The sequence below is a fragment of the Mucilaginibacter galii genome (genome assembly GCF_014635825.1).
Classification (GTDB): domain Bacteria; phylum Bacteroidota; class Bacteroidia; order Sphingobacteriales; family Sphingobacteriaceae; genus Mucilaginibacter; species Mucilaginibacter galii.
The window spans coordinates 26,232-50,545 of sequence record NZ_BMDO01000016.1 but is presented as its reverse complement, the minus strand read 5'-3'; the positions used below and the strand labels follow the sequence as shown (position 1 = coordinate 50,545).

13 protein-coding genes are annotated in these 24,314 nt (G+C 40.9%); all 13 read right to left on the bottom strand.

Features of this window, described 5'->3' with window-relative positions; translation table 11 throughout:
• Window positions 1-33: 33 nt before the first annotated feature.
• The 13 genes from IEV61_RS19910 to IEV61_RS19850 all read right to left on the bottom strand — a co-directional run bounded on the left by IEV61_RS19910 (window position 34) and on the right by IEV61_RS19850 (window position 24,312).
• Window positions 34-1,014 carry a DUF5627 domain-containing protein gene (locus IEV61_RS19910; RefSeq protein ID WP_188418822.1) on the bottom strand — a complete coding sequence of 327 codons (981 nt, stop codon included), beginning with the start codon at window positions 1,012-1,014 and terminating at the stop codon, window positions 34-36.
• Window positions 1,015-1,047: 33 nt separating this feature from the next.
• A complete protein-coding gene (locus IEV61_RS19905; RefSeq protein ID WP_188418821.1) occupies window positions 1,048-2,832 on the bottom strand; it encodes a RagB/SusD family nutrient uptake outer membrane protein in 1,785 nt (594 codons plus the stop codon).
• A 24-nt stretch (window positions 2,833-2,856) separates the two neighbouring features.
• A complete protein-coding gene (locus IEV61_RS19900; protein WP_188418820.1) occupies window positions 2,857-5,757 on the bottom strand; it encodes a SusC/RagA family TonB-linked outer membrane protein in 2,901 nt (966 codons plus the stop codon).
• Between the two features lie 16 nt (window positions 5,758-5,773).
• Complete coding sequence (locus IEV61_RS19895; RefSeq protein ID WP_188418819.1) at window positions 5,774-7,690, bottom strand: RagB/SusD family nutrient uptake outer membrane protein; 1,917 nt, start codon at window positions 7,688-7,690, stop codon at window positions 5,774-5,776.
• A gap of 11 nt (window positions 7,691-7,701) precedes the next feature.
• Complete coding sequence (locus IEV61_RS19890) at window positions 7,702-10,839, bottom strand: SusC/RagA family TonB-linked outer membrane protein (protein ID WP_229747228.1); 3,138 nt, start codon at window positions 10,837-10,839, stop codon at window positions 7,702-7,704.
• Between the two features lie 1,446 nt (window positions 10,840-12,285).
• Window positions 12,286-13,824, bottom strand: coding sequence for an alkaline phosphatase family protein (locus IEV61_RS19885; protein ID WP_229747227.1), 1,539 nt, complete (start codon window positions 13,822-13,824; stop codon window positions 12,286-12,288).
• A 24-nt stretch (window positions 13,825-13,848) separates the two neighbouring features.
• Window positions 13,849-14,697, bottom strand: coding sequence for a glycerophosphodiester phosphodiesterase (locus IEV61_RS19880; protein WP_188418818.1), 849 nt, complete (start codon window positions 14,695-14,697; stop codon window positions 13,849-13,851).
• A gap of 21 nt (window positions 14,698-14,718) precedes the next feature.
• Window positions 14,719-16,212 (bottom strand): SusD/RagB family nutrient-binding outer membrane lipoprotein, encoded by a 1,494-nt coding sequence (locus tag IEV61_RS19875; protein ID WP_229747226.1) that lies wholly within the window; start codon window positions 16,210-16,212, stop codon window positions 14,719-14,721.
• Between the two features lie 10 nt (window positions 16,213-16,222).
• Window positions 16,223-19,684 carry a SusC/RagA family TonB-linked outer membrane protein gene (locus IEV61_RS19870; RefSeq protein ID WP_188418817.1) on the bottom strand — a complete coding sequence of 1,154 codons (3,462 nt, stop codon included), beginning with the start codon at window positions 19,682-19,684 and terminating at the stop codon, window positions 16,223-16,225.
• A 142-nt stretch (window positions 19,685-19,826) separates the two neighbouring features.
• On the bottom strand, window positions 19,827-20,816 hold the full coding sequence (locus IEV61_RS19865) for a FecR family protein (protein WP_188418816.1): 990 nt from the start codon (window positions 20,814-20,816) through the stop codon (window positions 19,827-19,829).
• 109 nt (window positions 20,817-20,925) lie between these two features.
• On the bottom strand, window positions 20,926-21,504 hold the full coding sequence (locus IEV61_RS19860) for a sigma-70 family RNA polymerase sigma factor (protein ID WP_188418815.1): 579 nt from the start codon (window positions 21,502-21,504) through the stop codon (window positions 20,926-20,928).
• Window positions 21,505-22,089: 585 nt separating this feature from the next.
• A complete protein-coding gene (locus IEV61_RS19855) occupies window positions 22,090-23,244 on the bottom strand; it encodes an acyltransferase family protein (protein WP_188418814.1) in 1,155 nt (384 codons plus the stop codon).
• A 153-nt stretch (window positions 23,245-23,397) separates the two neighbouring features.
• Window positions 23,398-24,312 (bottom strand): LytR/AlgR family response regulator transcription factor, encoded by a 915-nt coding sequence (locus IEV61_RS19850; RefSeq protein WP_188418813.1) that lies wholly within the window; start codon window positions 24,310-24,312, stop codon window positions 23,398-23,400.
• Window positions 24,313-24,314 lie beyond the last annotated feature (2 nt).

The window sequence follows — 24,314 nt, the reverse complement described above, 5'->3', positions numbered from 1 at the left end:
CTGCATTCTTTTGAATTAAACCAAATTTATTGGTTACCTTACTTGTACGTCGAAGTATTCTGCTTTTATACCTCTATCACGAACTACCATTGTATCTTTTGTGGCGTAACGTATGTTCTGATCTTTATAATTTACAGTATAGTCTAAGTAAATAGCGCTTCTGTCAGAGCCTCCCAAACTGTTCTTTTCTCCTTTAGAAACAAATTTCCCGGTTCCTGCAATGTCAAAACTGGCATTATTTCCTGTTACACTACACATTCCGTTACTTGCAAAAGTTAAAATCAGCGTAACAGTAACATTAGCACCTGCTGTGTTTTTTATGGTGATAGGTAGGTTAACGGAACTTAATGAAGTTGTTGTTGTACTTACTACCTGGTCGTTTTCCACGTATTGAGCATGACGGGCACTACTGGTAGTAACACCTGCTGAAGAAGTAATTTGATCCAAACCTCTGCGCAGGTAATTGGCCTGCCAGGGGTTTACATACTTAATAGCATATAGTACAGTACTTTTAGTCCTTAAAATAGAGTCAACACCGGTAACACCGGTCATTGATAAAGGAATAACGTAACTTCTGGTTATTGCCCTTGGATCCGCAAAAAACGCATCGGTTAGCTGTACATCTACTCCGCCAATTATACTTCCTGATGGTATAGTAATCTTGTTTGAAGCCAGCTGATAGTATTGAGTTGGCATAGCGTCAATTTTAGCACCGCCGCCTCCAAAATATAAATTGTTCAAAAGAGTTGGATCAACCTTAAAGTCAATAACAACATTTTTTTTATTCTCGTAAACACCTCCCATGGTGGCTTTAATAGATACCTTACGCTGGTTGTCTAACGTATTATCTACGATCAGGTCTTCTCCAAGCACAACGGTTCTAACAGGATATTGTGTAGCAAAATACACATTCGAAAAAACATAATCTGGGAAGGGGGCATCACTGTTCTTGCAGGAGTTGAATAAAGCACAGGCAACCGCAAGCCCTATGATATATAATTTGTTAACTTTCATAATTTTATTATTTTAAATCTCGCTGTAATATAATTACCTCCACCCTTGGTTTTGCAAAAGCTGGTTGAATTTTTGAACCTCTGAAATAGGTATTGGTCCATAGTACATGTAGTTTTGGTATGAACGTGGTTCCACATTGTTCAACGGGGTAAATACTATTCCGTTTACATCCAGACCTCTGGCGGTTTCATTTAATTTTGTTAAATCAACTTTCCAACGGCGTAAATCCCAAAAACGAAAGCTTTCAAAGCTTAATTCCAAGCGGCGTTCATTACGGATAAGTTCGCGCATTTTACCTTGATCGGCTTTGCATTCTTCCAGATAAAGGTCTGCGAAAGATGCATTCGGGCTTAATGCTCTTTTGCGTATAGCTTTAATAATATCATACGCCGAATAACTACTACTTCCTTTTCCTTGTGGTCCAAAGGCTTCGTTCGCAGCTTCTGCATAGTTTAAATACATCTCCGTAAAGCGTATACGTGGTACGTAGTGGTTCTTGGTAGCAATTGCACTTGGGTTACGGTTTACAGACATTCTTAAGCGCTTTTTCATATAATAACCAGTACGTGTAGCTGTTGATCTGCTATTAAGTGCATCAGCCGTTGTAGATGAGCTACCTGTTTTGATTACTGTATTATTTACACCGGCAGTACTACCATCATAAATAATGTACTTTGCAAACCTGGGGTCTCTTCCGGCGTAAGGATTTCCCGGGTTGTAACCCGAATTAGGATTATCAATAGGGTAACCATTGGCCATGGGGAATGCATCTACCAGGTTTTGAGTTGGATTCATAAAACCACTACCAAATAATGTAGGGGGAAAATTTTGAGCTTCCTGTTGATTAGAAAGCTCACTCGAACTTAGATTTTGTCTCCAGATCATTTCGGGCGGATTAGACCCTCCGCTTTGATTATCAACATCAGTATCATAAAAAGTTCCCCCTGTTAAAGGTAACGCGTTTGCGCCACCTCTGTAATCAACCAAAGCTGCTGCGAAAGTGGCAGCATCTGCCCAGGTAGCAGGATTGGAACTGTTTTGAAAAGCAGGACTTGCGGCCAGCAAAGCTGTTTTAGCCCTAAAAGCCTTGGCAATTAATCCGTTGAATAATTGTCGTGAAGGGTCACCCATTACTCGGTTGTAAGTTTCCGCATTTTGCGTAAACGTTTTAAAGCGATCAGGAATTTGTGCTGTTGAAGATATGTTATTATACTCTAAAGGTAAATATAGTTCGGCACTATCCAGATCTTTATAAATCTGTTTAACACAAACATCAAAACTGGCACGGGGCTGGTTAAAGTCTGATTCTGGAGTTTGGTATTGCAAAATTAAAGGAACTCCGGTTAACTGGCCATTGCTGGCTATACCTCCATGGTTACGTAAGAGGAAGTAATAAAATAAAGCACGCAAACCAAAGGCCTCGCCGCGCAATCGTCTGTTAAACAAATTGTTTACTTCGGGCGTTGCAGACCATTTTACTTTAGCAGAGTTTTGCAGGAAAAGATTAATGTACTGCATAGCTTCATAACTTTGGTTCCACACCGATGTTGGATTATTAGTAGATGTCCAGCCACCCGTAGCTATTTGCTGATAACCAGTGTTTAACTGGTTGGTAACTGCATCGTCTGTAGCATATTCCGAGTTGTCATAATAACCCGGAATGTTAATGTAAGCGTTTGTCAGGAAACCTTGTGCATAGGTTGCATCATCATACATCTGCTCAATGGTTTTTATGTTTTCCGGCTCGGGGTTTAAAAGCTTTTTACAGCTTGTTAGCGCTATAACGGCCAGCCCCAAAATTGTAATGTATAATTTCATGTTGTTTACAATTTACTTAATACTTTAAAAAGAGGTTCTTACACCCAAGTTGAAGAAACGGTATTGAGGCGCTGTACCTATATTGGTTTCCATCAATTTACGCTCTTTTGCTATAACAAGAAGGTTGTCTCCCTGCACATATACACTTAAGCCATGCACAAATGATTTTTTCAAAATCTCATCGTTAAAATCATAGGTAAATTGAACCCTGCTTAGGTTGAACCTATTAGTTTTGTACATCCAGAAAGTTGAGTTTCTGTAGTTGTTAGCTGTGCTATTAGTGCTTAAACGCGGATAGGTTGCTGTAGCTGCAGTAGCAGGAGTCCAGCGGTTTAATACTTCTTCAGAATATGGACCTGTAGCAGATGGCCAGTAATACGAGCTGTTTTTAAAAGCGACAGACCCGGTATTTCCCGAAGCAAGAGCAAACATAGTTAAGCGCTTCCATTTTACAGTAAGGTTTACTCCATAATTGAACGGAGAGGATGCAAATCCATTCTTACCCAAAGTAATCTGGTCGTTTTGATTAATCAGACCATCGCCATTAATATCCTTGTACTTAATATCGCCAGGCTTAATGGAACCGCCAAACTGTGGTTTGGCAGAATTAGTAATATCAGCCTGATTTTGGTAGAAACCGTCGGCAACATAACCAAACACATTATCCAAAGGTCTGTTAGTTACAGCCAAATAAGATTCTTGAGGCGTTTCAAACGTGCGTTGAACTTTTGAGTTATAGAACAAGCCGGTAACACCTAAAGAGTATTGTACCTCACCTATTCTCTTGTTCAAGTTGATCGCAAAATCTACACCTGTACGTTTCTGTTTTCCGTAATTAAGCCAAGGTCTGAAATCGCCCACACCAGAAAAGTAAGAAGGAAAAGGAGTTGATCCTACTTGTGAAAGTAAGCCATCAGTAATCTGGTCGAAATAATTGGCATCAAACGTTATTACGTTGCTCAACATTGCTCCCTCTAAGCCTACTCTAAATTCGTTTCTTTTAACGAAAGTAAGATCAGGGTTACCAGATGCTACTGAGCGGGTTGTATTACCTCCGGCACCTGGAGCACCATCACGCCATTGGTAATAACCTGCGCCAATGCGGTTAGTAAAGTTAGTTTGATACAGGTAGTAATCAGCAGTGGTGCCAAGCCTTGTACCAGTAACATCTAAGTCTTGCTTTATAGAGGCGTACGAAGACGTTAGCTTTAAATTATTAAAGAAAGAAAGATTCTTTTTAAAGAACTGCTCATCGCTCAGGCGCCAACCCACGGTAACAGTAGGCGAAATGCCATCACGTTTTCCAGGAGGCAATTTTGCAGAATGGATTAATGCACCCGAAAAGTCGATATAATACTTCTTGCGGAAGTTATAACCTGCCTGGAGACCCAGATTGGTGTTTTTCAAGGGTTGATATGTACCTCCTCCATTGTCGGTATCGGCCGAATACTGACTTGTATACCACCAGCCCAGCGCTGTAGCCGTTACATTATGATCATTCGCAAAAGTGCGCGCATAATCAAACTGCGATTTGAACGACATGGTTTGCGTGTAAATTGTTCTTCCTATATTTTCGGTAGTAGAATTCTGATCTACAGAATATTGTTTAGCTCCATTTGAACTTCTAAAATCAGTAATAACCTCGTTGCCGTTAACAGTACTCCAAATAGGCTCGTATGTTGCATATGTTAATGAATAGCCCTCTGTATATGCAGAGGTGTAATCCATACTGGTGCCGGCGGTAAATGATAAACCTTTAGTAAAAGCAGCAAGATCTGCCTTTGCATTTACATTATATAGGAATGTACGTAATTTGGTTTTAATATACCCTGCTGCCAACATATCCGCGAATACGTTAGTTGGAGCATTTGCCAAGCCGCCCAGCAGGTACTTTCCATCAATAATATGATTACTGTTCTTTGCTATGGTTAAGATATCGAAGTTCTTTGGATCCGTTGGTTGTATTAAGTCAATTGGAAACAATGGTGAATACCTGTTAAAATTGGGTGGTGTTGTTGCACTTGCAGCCCAAAAATTACCTCTTCCAACATAGTTATCGGCCATATTAGCTACTGCGTTTGCAGATGCAGTAAGCCATTTGGATATGGTCATATCAACATTACCTCTAACATTAAAGCCAAAATCCCTGTTCTTTTTTTGCTCGCCATAGTTTACTATGTCGTTATTGGAGGTTAAGCCAATATTGGTATAGTAGCGTGCAAATTCATTACCACCAGCAATTTCTGTTGTGATATCAGATTTTGAAAAGGTTTTTTTAAGATAGTCTGAACTAAAGAAGTTTATATCCGGATATCTGAAAGGATTATACCCGATTCTCGATTTATCAATTGCATCTTGTGTATAACCCGATGTTCCATTAACTAAAATTCCATCATTTGTGAGGGCCTCATTGTAATAGGTCATGTAATCCGCGGCTCCGAGGTACTTTGGGTACGACTTAGGAACAAATAAACCAGTATTTGCACGTACATCAATGCGCAACGGGCTTATTGTACCTCTTTTAGTTGTGATCAGGATAGCACCTTTAGAGGCATTGCTACCATATAACACAACAGCACTGGCACCTTTAAGTACTGTAATAGACTCTACCTCGGTTAGGCGAACATCAGCTGCCCTCCGCGGTACACCATCTATTAATATTAAAGGAGATTGTCCCCAAATGTTGCCATTTGCATAACCGCCTACTAAGCTTTGTAAATTATCGAGACTATTAGAACTATAGTTTTTCTTTAACAACTCGGCAACGTTAACTGTAGAAACTCCACCTAATAAATCTTCTTTGGCAACCGTTCGGAAAGCCACATTTACCAGGGTATCACTTTTTTCCTGTCCTTGAGCCGTTGCTGCAAATGCTAAAAATGCAGCAAACAGAACACAGCAGGATTTTATATATTTTTTCTTCATTTGATTTGAATGTTAATTACCAACCTGGATTCTGTTTAAAGTCTGCATATAACTGAATGTCCTCTATACGGAACGGTAACCAATAATGACGCGGACCCAATTGTCTTTCGAATAAAACTGTTTCTCTGAAGTTTCTTACACGTGCATTTTTAGGATCGGCGTATACTTGGGCATTAGGAATTGCACGGTCGAATTCAACACCTTTTTTTAAGGTATATGGGCGCTCGGTTAACAGCAACCAACGGCGCAAATCGTTAAACCTGTGGCCTTCAAATGCCAGTTCTACTGCACGCTCACGCCTTAACTCACTCATGAAATCAGTAGTGGAACCCAAAAATTTGGCAGCTACACCAGGCATACCCGCCCGGCTGCGAACTTTATTTACAGCGTCTACTGCCGAAACTGAATAGCCCGGAGCTACACTTTGTGGTGTACCATAACCATTAGCTACAGCCTCAGCATACATCAGGTAAACATCAGAAAGTCGCATTAATGGCATTACGAAGGTGTTACCGATATTTATACCTGTACCGTCTTGATTGTTCATCATTTTAGCGACAATTTTCGAATTCATGTAACCTGTCCAAACTTTCTTATTGCCATCTGCCGTACGCATAAGCCCATTAGTAAAAAGGCTGGCATATTGTCTGTACTCATTATTACCAACACTCGAGGCTGTTGCTACACATTTTTCACCATCTATTAAAATGTCATTATAGAAGCGTGGATCTCGGTTGCGCCATGGGTATTCAGGGTCATAGCCGCTTTCGGCGTCTGCTTTCTCCGCATCAACAATAGGCAAACCGTTAGCCATTCCATAATAATCGGCGTAATTGGCGGTAGGATAAACCTTTATACCACTTAAGTGAATTACTAAAGGGCGGTAATCATTTACCTGATTATAAAGAAAACGTCCAGAAGCACCAGCTAAGTTTTCATGCATAATAGACTCTTTCAACCCAGGGATTAGATTTTGCTTATTCCAGGTATAAAATACGTCACGAATTTGAGCATACGGGGCGAGTTCATAACGTTTGGTAGTCTCAGTAATCTGCAGCATTTGCGCAAATACATCGGCCGCTTTTTTACAGTATTCTGTATTATAAGTACTGCTTCCGGTCGATTCCCGGTTCATTAGCGGGCTACCGGCAAAAAGATAATTTTTGGCCATAAACCCTAGCGCCATTAGCTTGTTAATACGGTCGTTGTTATTACCTTGCGTTACGTTAGCGACGTCCGGATATTCCTCCCAACTTACCGGAAGTAATTCTGCAGCTTTTTTCAAATCAGCGGCAACCTTATCTGCCGTTGCCTGGTAACTTAAGCGTGGGAGCTTAATAACCTCGTTAGAAGGTAAAACTTGGTCTATATAAGGCAGCCCTCCCCAATATTGCATTACCTGATAGTGAAAGAAGCCTCTAAAGAAATATAACTGCCCTGCTATAAGATTTTTTTGCTCTTGAGTAGCATCAGTCAGTTTATCTAAATTGGCTAAACCAATGTTGGCTTTTCTGATAGCGTACCAAGCTAATCCCCACAAATTTCCTTTGTTTCCAATATTAACTCCAGTTCCATTGGCGTTACCATCAGCTGAACCTGAGCCATCCGGGCCTAAAAAGTTATAATAGGCATCTGTCCAGGCGAAATAATTACCATTATCAATATGGTAGGAAATGATGCGTGTTTCGCCAAGTTCCCAAAATTCATCTTCACCCAGGTTCCAACTATTGTGGGCATTGCTTAAAGTTAACAGCGGAATACAGTTGTAAAGCTCTTCTGTAAAACCTTGAAAGTTTCTAAAATTTTTGTACGGGTCGGTCGCCTTGATGTCAGCAATTGGAGACCTATCTAAGTACTTTTTGCATGAACTTAAGCTACCGGTACCCAATACAATAATTAAAGGCAACAGCACTTTTGTTAATAAATTTTTCATCTTCGTATAATTTATAAGGTGATATCAAGACCTATATTGAAACGTCTTACGGTAGGGTAAGCACCACCACCAGAGCTACCGCCAAAATTTGATTCGCGGTCATCCGGTAACTTGGTCCATAACAGCAAATTATTCCCATTTACATATAATCTGCAGGTTTTTAAACCTATTTTGTTTACATAATTGGTTGGAACAGCATAACCTAATTCGGCATTTTTTAAACGGATGTAAGAACCATCGTAATAGTAACGTGTTCCCTCACCAGCATAAGGTTCTGCCACGGTCCAGCGGGGTGGTGGTACTTGTCCACCACCATCTTGCAGAAAATTAAATGGTCTTTCTACAAAAACCACATTGCTTTTTCCCTGATAGTTTGAGAAGGTAACTTCACGCGTTACATTGTTAACCGCATAAAATTGAACAAACAGGCTAAAGCGTTTCCATTCAACACCTAATTGGGCATTATAGGTGTTTTGTGGGGTACCCGTATACCCGTAAGGGGTTCTGTCTTTATTATCAATAACACCATCAGCATTATAATCAATAATGTTATAATCGCCGGGCAGTTTGTTTTGGTTATTGGCATTACGTGTAGTGCTTCCGTAAATGTCGTCCCAGCTGGTAAGAAAACCGTTGTTTAAAAAAGCACGTGTTTGATCAATTTGAAAGCCAGCCTGCTTTTGGTATGCCGGTGCAAGTTCACCGTCATCACGGAACTTTGTTAAATTTTCGGCATGTGTAACGGCAGTATTTAACCATACCCGTATGTTCTTGTTAAAAGAATGATTAAACTTTAATTCTAATTCGTAACCTTTACTGGTTACCTCGCCTACATTAATAGCCGGTGCGCTTCTAACAAATCCGTAAAAAGAGGGTATGGCACGCCTATCTCCCTGAATTACAATACGGCTTCGCCTGTCGCTAAAAAAGTCCACGTTACCAGATATTTGACCTTTGAAGAAGCTATAGTCGGCACCAAGATTACGTTTCTCTGAGGTTTCCCATGAAATATCGGGGTTACCAATGGTGGTTTGCCTGTAAATGGTGTAGGGTGAGGGATTGTATTGTGCTCCTAAGTAAGTGCTGTTACCATACGCGTAGGCATCTGTGTAAGGAGCAATACCGTTACCACCTCCATCATCACCAATACGGCCCCAAGAGGCGCGGATTTTGAAATTATCAACAAACTTAAGCTTTTTCATAAAAGGTTCCTGGCTTACTACCCACCCTGGCGACAGCGAAGGGAAGAAATCAAAACGGTAATCAGGACCAAATTTTTGTGAACCATTATAAGCACCATTGGTTTCAAAAAGGTATCTGCCTTTATAGGCATAGGTTACCCTAAAAACCCAGTCTTCTCTAAAAGTTGGCAAATTACTTCCTCTGGCTCGTCGGTTGCGTTGAAAGAGTGCTAAACCCGTTACATCGTGGTCTCCAAACGACCGGGCATAGTTTAAACCTACCTGGTAATTAACTTGACGGAAAGTTTGACCTTTATCTACACCGCCCGCAGTAGTTTGCCACGATATGTTATTACTAAAATCGAGTTGTGAGCCCGCAACAATCTGAGATTGTTCAAATTGCTCAAAACCTGTAGATGGGCTTATCCACTTGCGTTGTGCAGTATTATACCTGTCATCAATTCCGCGTGTACCTTCTAAGAAAGAGTTGTCTAATGATATACTCGTGCGTAAACTAAGCCCTTTAGTTACCATATCTAACTGTTGTTGCAGAATGAAGTCGGTAGTTAATTGCGTAGCTGTTCGTTCTTCTATACCTGAATAAGCCAGCCAAAATGCTGCGTTTGGCTGATCTTGATTTGCATTAGGGAAAAAGCCGTAGCTGCCATCCGAGTAAATAGGTTGGAAAGAGTCTGGTGCTGTACGGTAGGCAGAAGCCCAATAAGATTGGTCACCGTCGGGCAGTCCGTATGGAACTTTACGCACGCCTTTTGATCCAAATAGTTTTGTTGAAAACCTGGTAGTTTTAGTCAATTGGAAATCCAGGTTGCTTCGAACGTTTGTTCGGTTGTAGCCAAAACCTGGTTTATACCCACGGTTGTTTTCAAACGTTTTAAATAAATCGCCCTCACGTGCAAGGTCTATTGATGTAAAATAGGTTACAAATTTAGACCCACCCGATACGTTAACCGAAGTATTGTAAGACATGGCTTTGTCTTTAAATAATTCGTCTTCCCAATCAATGTTAGGATAACGGTCTTTTTCAGTAGCGTTAGCAGGGAAGCGATATTTGTTGATAATAGCCATTGGTGTGTAACCCGACCATACGCCTGGGTCTACCAATGTCTCTCTTTCGATGACCTTATTTTTAATCATAAAAGCATCATACGAATCGTATTTTTCCGGTAACTTAGAAGCTATTTTGGTTGTTATGTTAGATCGTATTTGAATTTGCGGCTTTCCTTCAACACCACGTTTAGTGGTCACTAAAATTACGCCGTTTGCACCTCTTACTCCATAAACAGCAGTGGCCGACGCATCTTTTAACACCGAAATGGTTTCTACTGACGAAATATCCAGGGAGCTAAGAGAACGCTCGATTCCATCAACTAAAACAAGTGGGCTACTACCGTTCCATGAACTTATTCCTCTAATCGTTATCTGTGGATCTTCGCCACCAGGTAAGCCAGAAGAGGCATTAGTAACAAGACCCGGTAAATTGCCGGTTAAGGCCATGCCTAAGTTAGTAACCCCACCTGTGCGCTGTAAAACTGCACCAGTAGTTTGTGTAATAGCACCTACAACACTGGTTTTTTTTTGCTGACCGTAACCTACTACGATTACCTCGTTCATGTTTTTAACATCGTCTTGCAGAATAATTTTGTTCTCTGAAGAACGCGTAATCCTCACTACCCTGGAAACCATTCCTACAATTTTAACATCTACCAAGACATTGTCATTGAGTACTTCTATCGCGAACTTTCCGTTTTGGTCTGTTATCGTTTGTTTTGCATTGCTGCCCTGTGTAGCAACAATAGCTCCTATAACCGGCTCACCTGTGTTATTGGTAACGGTACCTCTAATGGTAACGCTGTTTTGTGCCTGAGTTATTAAAGCGCTGAAAAGCATCAGCAAAACCATTAATGAGGTTTTTACCGTGCGCTTCGTTTCGTTTTTAATTCTTATCATTTTTTTAGACTAAATAAGTATGCCTTTTTCTAACTGGTTAGTGAGTGTGTTAATCAGGAAACTGTAGTTGAAATTTTTAGCTTCTGCTAACGATCCTGCATGTATTAACTCTTCTACTTAATTTATAAAATCATGTAAATACTTGTGGCTTCAGTAATGACAGCGCATAGTGCACCCAGCCTGTAAATATTTACAGATCAATCAATTCGAGAATGTAGCGATGGTTACTTAATCTGAGTGTAAATCTATTTCCATAATTGAGGTGTTATAATTCTATATTGAATTGGGATAATTGGCGTAGAATGAAATCGATTGCATAATTTAAGGAGGAACTCTCATATTTAAGTTTAAGTTATTGGTTTATATTATTTTACGTTAGGTTATATAGAAACAACTTGCGTTGGCATGTAGTTAACAACTTCATGTACGGTACACCAGTAATGAGTTTCATGTCAGTATGCATTAAAAATGCAGGACAAAGGTTTTGTAATGTTCTGTTAGTAATAAATAAACAGAACATTACGAACGCTATAGCCTACTAATTGTTAATGGACATTAACTACGATTATCAGCAACAAGAATTTCAGTTTAATTGGTTTTAACGTTTCGAAATTACAATTGTGCGTTTGGGAGAATAAGCACAATTGAATAAATCAATCATAAATTTGTTTAAAATATGATGCCGTGGCTCCATTTCAATTGATTACAGTTTTTTCCCGCAAACTAATTATTACAATACATGAGCAATATTTTTTCAAAATAGCCAACGCAGCCTTTAAACATTTTCATAATTGATAATAATCTTTATAGGTTTGTCATATGTGCAATGTATTTATCGAAATTTACTCTCGAACGAAATGCTCTAACGCAACAGAGAAAGTTGTTTACACTTGAATGGATAATAATTTGAACATTGCTCAAGTGTTTCAATGTGATTTGAAAAAAGATTCGAGAAAGTATGTTATCTTGACTTTAGACTTATAGAATATAGTAAAGTGTAAAAGCTGTGTATCATAGCTAATTGATTAATGGGTTAAAAAAATTAGCTCGTTACAAATAGCTAATAGATGAAATATCATAAAGGTTTCAAGTGTACCTTTCGCCTTTTGCGAGTGTACCTTCATATGTACCCCTTACGTTGGGGGTTATACTGCACGAACTTTCCAAACAAAAAGGCCTCTCAGATTTCTCTGAAAGGCTTTTTACTTACATTAGTAGCAGGAGCGGGACTAAAGTCGAACTTTTTAGCTGGCATTGCAGCCCTTATAGTTAAGGGCTGCAATTATTAGAAAAAGGACATAGGATGAAATCCATAACAGGTAGATAGTGTTTAGCAAATAAATATAGACCGTTTCCGCACGGCTTAACTTCTTGAAATCTCCAAATACTTAATGGCCTAAAAACAGTAATAAACACAACAGATAAATTATCATTTTATTTCAGTTCTTATTGCCGGGTAACTTTAGTAAAATCAAAATATTGTTGCTTACCTACAATTGATCGTTGCATATGAAGTTTATATAGATCTTTTCCTGTGCGTGTTGTTGCTTCAATATACTGAACTTTAACCACAGGCAAAGCTGCTTTGTTGTTGATCAGCATTTCATTTGCTACCCGGCCATCCATTTGCTGTGGTACTTTCAAATGTTGCAAGTAAAGTACGGTTGGCGTAATATCGGTGTTAGATGTAGGTATTTCGCTTACATAATTTTTCTTAAAATCTGGCCCTGATACAATGAAAGGGATGTGTATCTCGTACGGGCTGGTACCACCATGGCCGGCCACCCCCTTACTATCATCCATACCTGCATAACCAAAGTTATTCTTATTATCATTCCAGTTAGGCGATACTACAATATCGGCCGCTCTTTGCGGATGATTCCAGTGTATGGCTTCAAAAGAAAGTGTTCCGGCAACAACTCCTTTCAAATCTCCGGCATTTGCCCCCTTCGTGAAGATTGCACCAACCCATGGTTGTGCCTGCAATAAGTTTACAATTTGTTTTATCTTATCAACATTGTGGTTTTTAACATAAATGGCATTTTCTGATATCACTACGTCGGTACCTGGAGTGGCTGCTTTTAAGTTGTTACTTATCAGTAATGAAGCTACATCATGATTGCCGGTATGGGTTATAAATCCATGATCGGTAGAGATAAGAATGTTAATTTGATTGATAAGGCCTTTCTCCCGGATGGCTTGAATCATGCGCCCAAACTGCGCATCAACCGTTTTAATGGAGGCCATAGTAACTGCCGAGCCAATGCCCGTACTATGCGCCGCACCATCCGGGTCAGATAGCCAAATAGCACTTACATCGGGACCATCGGCAGCTAAGCCATAGCGAATAAGCGCATCGGTTATCCACTGATGCTTGGCGGCATTATCCAGTTTATTACTTGCCGGTATAGGCCCCACTTCGGCAATGATGTGCTGTTTGATGTTTTCGGGCAATATCATATCGGGATTAACAATACCGCCTCCGCTAACCGTATGGTTTTGCAGCAAAGCCTGCCCTGTAGAACCTGAACTAAATACCATCATCTTTTTACCCGCCGCCTGTAATACCTCACCTAACGAAATGGTAGTTAGCAAATGCCCGCCGGTAGCTTTATCAATTTTTTGCAGGTTAATAGCATCTCCGGTGTCCATACCCTTTAATGAATCTACCTGCGGAAAATAAACAGTGTTACCCATTAAGCCGGTTTTGGCCGGGTAACTACCAGTTGAGTAAGCTGAAGAGTTAACCCGGGTAACGGTAGGGAATACACTGTGGTGTTGATTGCCATATGCTCCCTGCTGCTTAAAGGCGAAAAGGTTAGGCATATTTTGGGCTGTAATATAATCTGGTCGCAGGCCATCAAAAAAAACGATGAGGGTTTTATGTATTTTGCCTGCATCATTACCTTTTTTAGGGTGTGCTTTTTGCGCATAGCATACGGGCAATGCCATAGCTATAAGCATTACGGTTATCTTAAATTTCATGTAGATTGCTTTATCAATTTATAATTAATAAATCGGCTGAACAGGTGCTATACCCAGCCTTTTAGCTTCGGTAACAAAGTGCGGTAAATCGTTGGTCAATATAAAATCGACACCACTTTTAAATAAGTCTTCAAGCATTTCCGGTTTTTGAGCTTCGAAATAATTAATGCGTATGTTGTTCTTTTTCAGTAATGCTATTTGCTCCGTACGGTCTTCGCCAGGCTTCAAAACCAGCAACTGAATAAAATTTGCCTTGTTTTTGATAGTAGCTGCAACATATTGAGGCACATTGGCTCGGTACCTGCTATCGGCATTGCAAATCAATATGGCCGGGCAGGCGGCTCTTGCACCTTGTGCTGCATCTTCTTCGCAGGTTAAAAAGGCCTGGTGCATTCTGTTTGTTTTTTGAATAACCAAAGCAACTGCAGCGCCTAATTTACTACCGCCTTTTAAATGGCAATTAAGCCAAACGTTTTTAGGCATCAGTGCCAGGGTTTCGTCAAGGGTAGGCACTTTAGTACTGGCAAACTTGCTGCCTTTTTTGATGCCGGCATCCAGCTTACGTATTTCGTTCAAGGTCATATCTGCTACAGCGCCCCTACCGTTGGTGGTACGGTCAACTGTACCGTCGTGCATAATTACCAGTGCACTATCTTTGGTAAATTGTATATCAAACTCAATCATTTGTGCCCCGTACTTAATGGCCTCTTCAAAGCCTGGAACAGTGTTTTCTGGCGTGCTTTCAAAGCCGCCCCTGTGTGCACAAAGCCCCTGCTTTGGCATTACTATTTTAGCTTGTTGCGCAAATGCGGCTGTCGCTATTGACCATAATGCGAAACCGGCAGCTATGGTGTGTTTTATGATAGTCTTCATTTTATGTTTTTTTTGAATGATTTATTTATCCCACCAAACCTTGATATTACTATTGTCGCCACCCATGAGGGTTACCGCCTTGGCCAGGTTATCGGGGTTTAATGATTGCAGGTAAACCGGGTAAGGGCATCTTGAAGGAAACTGGTTACCATCGGGTATACCGGCACCTCTTGGCAAAACAGGGTAACCTGTACGCCTTTTTTCAAACCATGATTGATAATCGACGAAGAAATAAGCATAATATTTTTGCAGCATAATTTGTTGTAGCTGTGCATCAACACTTGCCACAGGGTTAAAAACCACACCTGCTTTTTGCAAATAATCGGAAGGTAAAGCCACACCCCATTGAGTCATAGATGCTGTAATGCCGTTTTCATAATGCTTTTGTGGAGAATTGCCTGTGGTAAAGCCCTTAAGCGCTAATTCGGCCTTAATAAACTCTACTTCGGCATAGGTCATCATGATACCCAATTGTGGCAGGGTTTTCAAGCCGTCGCTGTAGCTTGAGTTTTTATCAACTACATATTCCGTACTTGAGGGGTATCCACTATCAATTCCCTGGTAAACATTGGCACCATTTACGGCCACCTGCGTTGCCCAAACTGCCCTGCGGGGGTCTTCGTCGGTATTCATTTTGTTGATGAAAAACTTGGTGTAATAATCGCCCTGGCGCCAATCGCTCAAACGTGCATTGTAGTAGGGATTGAAGTAAGGGAATGTACCCGGAAACCTGAAAATAGCATCATCAGTGGTAGAGGCAAAAACCGGATTTTTAACCGGGTCGGCTAGTATGGCATTAATCTCGCTATTAACATCAACCTCACCGCTTCTTTTGGATATTCGGAGCAACAAGCGTAAACGCAAAGAGTTACAAAACTTTTTCCACCGGTTTATACCTTCATTGGTGCTACCTGTTAAGGCATTGGCATTGTACAAAAAATCGCCACCATATGTTAATGCCTTCTTATTATCAAGTAAAGAATTGGCCGTAGCCAAGTCTTTTAATATTTGAGGGTAAATATCTTTTTGCTGGTCAAAAGCTGGTTTCAAAATGCCATTTGATGCCTGGGTGGATTGTGAATAAGGCAAGTCACCAAATGCGTCAGTAAGTATAGAATAGGCCCATGACTTATAAATCAGAGATATAGCCATGTAGTTATTCTCCTTTAACTTTGAGGCTATATTGTACATATCTTGTACATCAGTAAGCGAAGTATAAAAGCCTGTCCATAAAAAATCATTGCTGCTTGGGGTGATCACATAGCGATGGATACCACCGTTAACGCTGCTCCTTGGTGCGGTAACCTGCATCAGTTCATGCGTAAAACGGCGCGAACCGTCAATACTTCTGGTTACAAACTTATACTGCATTTGCCCCAGCATAACACCGGGCGTAACCTCCTTGGGGCGGTTAGGGTCGGTATTAAGCTCTTCAAAGCTTTTAGTACACGAGGTAAGTAAAACAGTTGTTACCAGTATAAGGGCAGCAACTTTAGGTATAACGTTAAACTTCATAACTGTATGGTTAAAGTTTGAGTGTAAGATTTAAGCCGAATGTTCTTTCGGTAGGAAACTGGGTTAATTCAACGCCCGGGGTTATGGTGCCGTTATTAAGGTTTGCCGCCTCGGGGTCAAAGGCCGGAAAGTTGGTGATGATAAGTAAATTACGGCCATAAACGCCAAGCATCACTTGTTTCAAATGCAGCTTAGTGATCAATTTAGCCGGTAGGTTAAAATCGATCCTGGCTTCGCGCAGTTTAATGTAAGAAGCATCATAGATGTTTACTTCAGCGTTGGTGATCTTGTAATACTCATCATAATATTTACTGGCGGGCACATTTACTGTATTAGGTTTGTAGCTGCCGTCGGGCTGTAAAACAACACCATCACCAACTATACCGCCATCACGACCTGGTAGTGTAACTTTGGTTTTGCCGAGCGTATTTAACTTATGGCTGGTTTGTGAAAATACGCTGCCTCCTTTTTGTCCATCAATTAAAAAGCTTATCCTGAAATTCTTAATAGTGAATTCATTTTGTAAGCCAGCTTTCCAATCCGGAAAAGCATTACCAAAAACCTTAAGTGTTGGGTCTAACTCGGCAGGCACACCTGTACTTGCATAAATAATTTTGCCATCGGGCGAACGCTGAAAGCCGCGTCCGTACATATCGCCCATGCGGCCACCTACACGTGCCTCAATAGAAACATTGGTATCATGATTGTAAATCACCTGATTGGTGATACCCTGGGCCAACTCTCTTACATAGCTGCGGTTGCTGGAAAAATTAACGGTGGTATTCCACTTGAACTTTGGATTATTAAACGGCTTACCGGTCAACTGCAATTCAATACCGCGGCTGTTAATTAAACCCGCGTTTAACAAAGCGCTTGAATAACCTGAAATAGGATCGAGCGGAATGGCCAAAATCTGGTTACGGCTATTGTTGGTATACAAGGCCAAATCCAAACCTAAGCGGCTTTGAAAAAAGCGCATATCTAAACCGGTTTCAAAGCTTGAGGTGATCTCGGGCTTTAAATTAGCATTGAACAGTGTTGCAGGATTGGTAAAACTGTTGCTGTATATTTTATCATAATACTTGGCAGTTTGATAAGGCCGGGTATCGTTACCAACTTGTGCCCAAGAGAAACGGAATTTTGCGAACGATACCGCCTTAGGCAGGCTAAATATATCGCTCAAGATAAAACTACTGCTTACCGATGGATAAAAGAAAGAATTGTTACCATAAGGCAACGTGCTCGACCAATCGTTACGGCCGGTAACATCTAAGTAGGCAAGGTCGCGGTAAGACAACTGGCCAAAAGCATATAAGCTGTTAATCGCTTTCTCGCTCTTGTTAGGGTCGGCAACAGCTTGGTCTAAACTATTAGAGAGTTGATAAACACCGGGTTGTGCTAACTGATCGGCATAAATGCCTGCAAAGTTATAGGTCTGCTTCATTAAGTTACCACCGCCCGATAATGAGAACTTCAGTTTATCAGAAAACTTGTCTTTGTAAGACAGTAAGATGTCGGTATTGCTCTCGAAATTGAACACCGTTTGTTCGCGGTAGCTGCCCTTAGGGTACTTGGTCATGCTGTAGGGGCGCTGCTGCGAGCGAAATTCGTTAGACAAATCTACTCCCGAGCGGAGCATCAGTTCCAATTTAGGGTTAAAGGTGTAATTAGCCATTACATTACCAATTACCCCATTTTTATTAATTTTATTGAGCATTTCATATACCTGCAGGTATACGTTATCAGGTCCGGGGTTAAAGGGCAACCTCTGCTGAATATTTACCTGGCCGGGTTGCCAGTATGGTTTAAACCAGTCAATATCTACGTTGGGTGTGGTACCCAATATCATAAAGTACATGATGGTTTGGTTATTATACCCCGATAGCGGCAGGTTATCGCTGCGCTTGTTGGTGTAATTGGCTTTGCCCGAAATTTTAAGTTTATCGGATATTTTTTGACTGGCCGATAAGGCTACCGATAATCTTTCAAATCCTGTATTAGGCACTAACCAGTCGTTTTTTAAATGGGTGACCGATAGCCTGCCCGAACCATTTTCGTTACCGCCTTCAATTGAAACATTATTAGTACGGGTAATACCTGTATTAAAAAATTTAGAAATATAATCTTTATGCGCAACCCAGGGCGTACGCTCTGTTGGTTTACCATCGGGCGAGTTAGGGTTGTACTGGTAATACATTTGGCCGTTAAATTTGGGGCCAAAAGCCCTGCCCTGTGCAGCAGCGGCGGCGGTACTTACACCATCCGGGCTATCGCCGTAAGAGTAATATTTATCGGTACGGCCTTCGCCATATTCAAACTGGTAATCGGGCCATTTCATTACCCCGTCAAAACTCAGGTTGCCGTTGTAGGTAATACCCAAACCTTTATCGTTACGCTGACCCGATTTGGTGGTGATAATTAAGGCACCACCGGCTGCACGGCTACCATAAAGTGCGGTTGCAGCCGGCCCCTTTAAAACCGTTACTTTCTCAATATCATCTGGGTTAATGTCTGACACGTCCGATCCAAAATCAACGGGGCTATCGGCTGCCAGGTGCGCCTTATAACCTGTGCCGGTAATGCGGTTGCTTACGGGTATACCGTCAATAACAATTAACGCCTGGTTGTTGTCGAGGTTTAACGACGATTCGCCCCGGAGCGTTATACGCGAAGAGCTAACGGGGCCTGAGCCAGTGCTCACAATATTTAAACCAGCCACTTTGCCCGATAGTGATGACACCCAATTGTTGGTCTTGGCATCTTCCAGGCTTTTAGAAGTTACATTTTGAGCGGAATAACCCAATGATTTTTCTTCCCGCTTAATGCCTAAAGCCGTTACCAAAACTTCGTTTAGCGATTTTGTTGATGGCTTCATTCCAATGTTCAGTAGCGTATTTTCACCTGCTTTTACCTTAACACTGGAAATATGCTGGGTTTCGTACGAGATGTAGCTGGCATCTACCGTGTAATTGCCCGGCGCAGCGTTAATTGAATAATTTCCTTCAGCATTGCTTACTGCAGCCCTGTTCAATTCTGCAATACGTATGGTAACGCCGGGTAAAGGCTGCCCTGTTTCATCGGTAATCTTACCCATAATTTTACTATCCTGGGCACCGCCTGCTTGTATAACAGTAAGTACAATAAAGTTTCCCTGGTTGTTGTAGGTGATGCCGGCATCAGTTTTTAACCACCCTAACACCTCTTTTACAGATGTGTGTTTTTTACGTACAGTAATGTTACGGCCAAGCCTTCCATTCACCGTTTCATCATAAGAGACTTGCGCATTTGCCTGTTTCTTAATAATCTCAATTAATTGCTGACCGCTATATTGTGCTGACTGCAATTGTAAATTTTGTTCTAATATTTGCGCCGCTGCTGCCGGTAAGGCATGTGCTGTTAAAAACAGCAGTACCAGGGAAAGGCACCGCCGGTAAAATTTATTAAATACGATGGGCCATAATGATGATTTCATTGTTAATTTTGATTGGTTATAGGGTTGCCGCCCTGTAATTAAAATTCGATTTGCTGGCCGATTATATCGGCTGGTTAATTTGCCGTCCTGTTAACGCAGGGCGGTTTTTAGTTTTAGTAGATTTGTTTCATCTCCTCCTATGTTAATAAATGTGAATGATGTTGTTGCTCGCTTTGTAGTTAAAGCCGGCAGTTGCCGACAAAATATCAAGTACTTGTTTGGCAGACTGGCCTTTGAAGTTTGCGGTGATATTTTTTTGCAGTAACTGCTTGTTTTGTACTTTAATAGAGATATGGTACCATTTTTCCAATTGCAGGCATATCTCTGCAAAATTGGTTTGCTCAAATGTTAGTTCGCCTTTTACCCAGCGTAGCAACTTATTAGGTTGTACCTGTTCCATTACATACTTGCCGGTAACCTGGTGATAAGTGAGCTTTTGGCCGGGTTGTAAAATGGCCAGTTTGTGAAATTTATTACTTACGGCAACCCGGCCTGTACGTAATGTGACAGAGGCTATTTCGGCTTCTTTGGCCGCGTTAACTTCAAACGAGGTTCCTAATACGCGGGTGGTTACTTTTGACGTGCGTACATAAAAGGGCTTTTGTTTGTTATGGGTAACTTCAAAATAAGCACGGCCATTTAAAAACACTTTCCGGTTACGGGCATTAAAATTATTGGGGATATCTACAACCGCTCCGGGGAAGAGTGATAAATGGCTGCTATCTGGCAAGGTAATATGCTCTATTTTTCCATATCCGGCCTTAATACGCTGGTAAATTACAATGTTTTGTAGTACTCCGGTTGACTGCCGTAAATAGAAAACGAGTGTAGCAGTTAATAAGAACATAGTTATTGCCGCCGCATAGGTAAGCCATTTGCTACCATTGGTGTACATAGGTATGGCCCCCTTAGCAGTGAGGAGAGTTTTAAATTTAGACCATGCCTTTTCTCGTTGTTCAGGATGAAATGTGAGAGGTGCGTCACCCAAATCGGCCATTGCTTCTTTTAAACAAAGCTCTACATAAGCTGTATCTGTTTCTAAAGCCAAGTAGATTTCTATAGCCTCCTGTTCATCGGGCATGCTGCTGCCTTTGAAATAATTTATGAGTGCTTGCTTTGAGGGTTTCTTCATCCTTTTCCGGTGTTCTACCAGTAAGAAGCCCAAAGTAGTGAGGGTGTACTATGGTAATAAAAAACTTGATATGGAATTAACAACCGCTTAACACCTGCCAGGGCAAACCTTATCGTTTTAAAATGGCAAGTAATACAATTAGCGGGAAAATATCCGAGTATTCGTGCAGTTCGTTCTTAAGGAGTTTAAGGGCCGAAGCAATGTGATTGCGCACGGTATTGCTGGAGATATTCTGTTGTTTGCTGATTTCCTGATAGGTATACCCCTTATCACGGCTAAGCAAAAATATTTCCAGCCTTTTAGCCGGTATCTTTGATAGTGCTATTTCATACCTGCGTTGTAATTCTTTAAGATTGAACTGACTGTCAACTTCGGTAAAAATTTGGTATTTCTGTACTAAATCCAACTCCTGAGTTTGGAGGATTTTTTTTCTCACTATACGGCTAATTTCCTGCCGCAGCATACCGTACAGGTAATCTTCCAGATTAATTATATTTTGGATACTTCCCTTGTGTTGCCATATTTTCAGCAGAACATTCATAGCCAGTTCTTCGCATTCTTCGCAATTTTTGCGAATACGGTAACCAGCGGCATACAACTTGGGGTAATAATAGTCAAACACGCCTTTATAGGCGCGCTCATCTCCGTTTAACCATTGGGCGGTTTGTACTTCAACTGAGTGTGACATCGTTACAAAAGTACACGGGCACTGTAGCAATTATTTCAATTTTGCATTAAGTGATTATTAACTTTTTAGCTTGTGTTGTTAGTTATTGCATTAGCATGTAAAGTGATAATGTAACAGTGTTACCACTGAGGGAGCTAGGCGAGTCCACTGCTACAGATGTCGAACAAATTTCCAGAAAATTTGAAAACTATATCAAACTTAAAGCCATCAAAATAAAATTATGCACAAGATGATTTTGTAACCGCATATACATCCAACGTTTTAAAATACCTTATTTTAAACCGGCTGTTTTCGGCCTTGTTGTTCCTGTACAATTTGACATTATTGCTATCAGGAAAAGGACTATAGATATCGAAATGCAAAAAGCCTCAATCTTTCGACTTGAGGCTTTTTACTTGGGTAGCCCTAATCGGACTGAAATCGAACCGCTTGATGGAAGATCTAAAGCGGATAGTGTTATAAATGCTAAACAGAATAACTGACGTAATATTTGTTTAAAGCCAGGTATGAATTAAATGAACTAGTTATATCACTCCAAGCATCCAGTAAAATGCTTTATGTTAAGTATGGAATTATTCATTTAACTCATATAATTCGCTTTACTCCGGGTAATGCCAAAATAAGAAATCCCAGCAAAAAGCTACCTGCCACACCTAATGGAGCCACCACCAAAAGTTTCATTGCCGGATCGGCATTCCAGTTGCGAAATACCATCGATAATGCAATGAGTGTCAGCGGGTGGAAAATATAAACTGCAAATGAACACCGTGATAAATAGCTTAAAGCTAAAGAGGATGTATTCCAGTATTGCTTACCTATAGCCAAAAAAGCTATGATAATTGACATACCTATAGATTGCTCCCAAACGGAATACAGCAGCGACAATCCGTTAAATCCTCCCGAATACCATTCGATGGGCATGTGAAGCTTTGTTCGGATAAGAAAGAATACCGGGAAGAACAAAAGCAGTACAATGGCAACCCCCAGCATTTGCTTGCCGGTACGGTAAGAGAGCTGCTCCAGCCAGTTATTTTTTGCAGCGAGTAAACCAATTGTGAACAAGAATATGTATTGCGTAAAGTGCCCCAACTGAAAGCCTAAAGGTTTAAGCACCCAGCCAACCGGGAAGAGAATCCTAACAATAAAACTTATACAACCCATTAGTAATGCAGTACATAAGATGGTTTTTGTTTCTGGAACTGGTAGGGACCTTTGCGTCCATGTTCTAAATAACTTTCGGCTAAGCACATAGATAAGCGTAAATAACAGCAATGCAGCCACAAACCATAGAACGCCAAAATCTATCCAACCATCAAACACACTAAGGTATTGTGAGTAGCTGATCGGGATTTCTTTGGTAAACCGGTATACCAGGAAGCTTAAAAATGGTGAAAAAACGAAAGTATAGAAAATCAGTGGTATGCCAAGGCGTACAAGCCGGTCCGTGACGAACTGCCTGGTTCCTTTACGGTAAAAAGACGAGTAAGTAAAAAAGGCCGCCAAAAAGAAAAAGAAACCCATAAAAAATGACTGGTTCACGCTGACAAAAACCGTCATTGGAATCAGCGCACCTAAATGGGTGGTCGGCTCCTTATAGTACCATCCGCCTGAGGCACCGTAAGTAATAAATGTATGATGCAGGATTACCAATATGGTTAAAATAATCCTGATGTTGTCAATATAAAATAGCTTTTCATATTGGGGTTGGGTAGCGGATAAAGGTTGGGTAAGTGCTGGCATGATTTATTCTTTTGGAAGTGATTATATGCTTACCGAAGTTTCTTGGCAAATAAACTTGCTTAACATTCGGAAGTGTGATGGCAAACCTACTATGTTCTTAGATGCCATAAAAGGGCGTTGTGACCAGCGACAAACCTTTGTGATGAACAACAATCAGCCAGCAATAGCGCCAGCCAATTTTTCAAAGCGACTATTGAATACTTCTAACTGCGTTCTAGAAACAGGCACCCGTTCTTCGGCCATATGTAGCAAAAGCGTGTATCCTTGCGCATTACCGGAAACCTTTTTGATGTGCTGTAAATTAACCAAATATGCCCGATGGCACCTAAACAGGAAAGGGCAAGTCGCGAGCTGCGCTTCGAACTGTTTAAGCGATATTCTCTTCAACTCAGTAAAGACCTGGTTATTGATGCTAAGAGTGAGCTCAATGTAATTGCCATCTGCTTTGGCATAGAGAAGATTGGCAGGATTAAAGCTGAAATCATCTTGTTTTACCTGCGTTTTAATAGACATTTTGGTATTCACAGTACCTTTGCTCTCGTTCGGAAGATCGGTATCAATAAGATCTTCTTCAGTTGCAAAGGGTGCTTGGTTTGACCGCAAGTACGCACCTGCAAAGAGTAATAGAAAATAAAAAAGGATGCCCGCCAGGTAACAGTTGCGGATCTCTTCTCCCAAATAACCCCATGACCAGTTATTCGGATTATTATAAATTAAGCTTCGCATTGAAAAACTTGCGAGCCCTACTAAAAAGAAAGCAATGGCAAGGTGCGCATACTCCTGTAGTAGAGTCCAACTTTTAAGCCTGGAGGTATACTCGTATACATAACTTAATAAATAGAAGTAGGCATAGATAATGAGGCTGGGCGAAAGGGCGTGCAGGAGACAGATGATGGAATAATTCACCCGGTGCTCCGGCACATAGGTACCAAAAGGTTTAAACAGCAATAGGAAAAGAAAAAGAACACCAAACTGAACAGTCACCGTCTTAAGTAATACGCTTCGTTGGTACCTTAATGGGTATTCAGTTTCCTTAAAAAGATGCTGTTTTATTAAAAAAGTTTGCATAG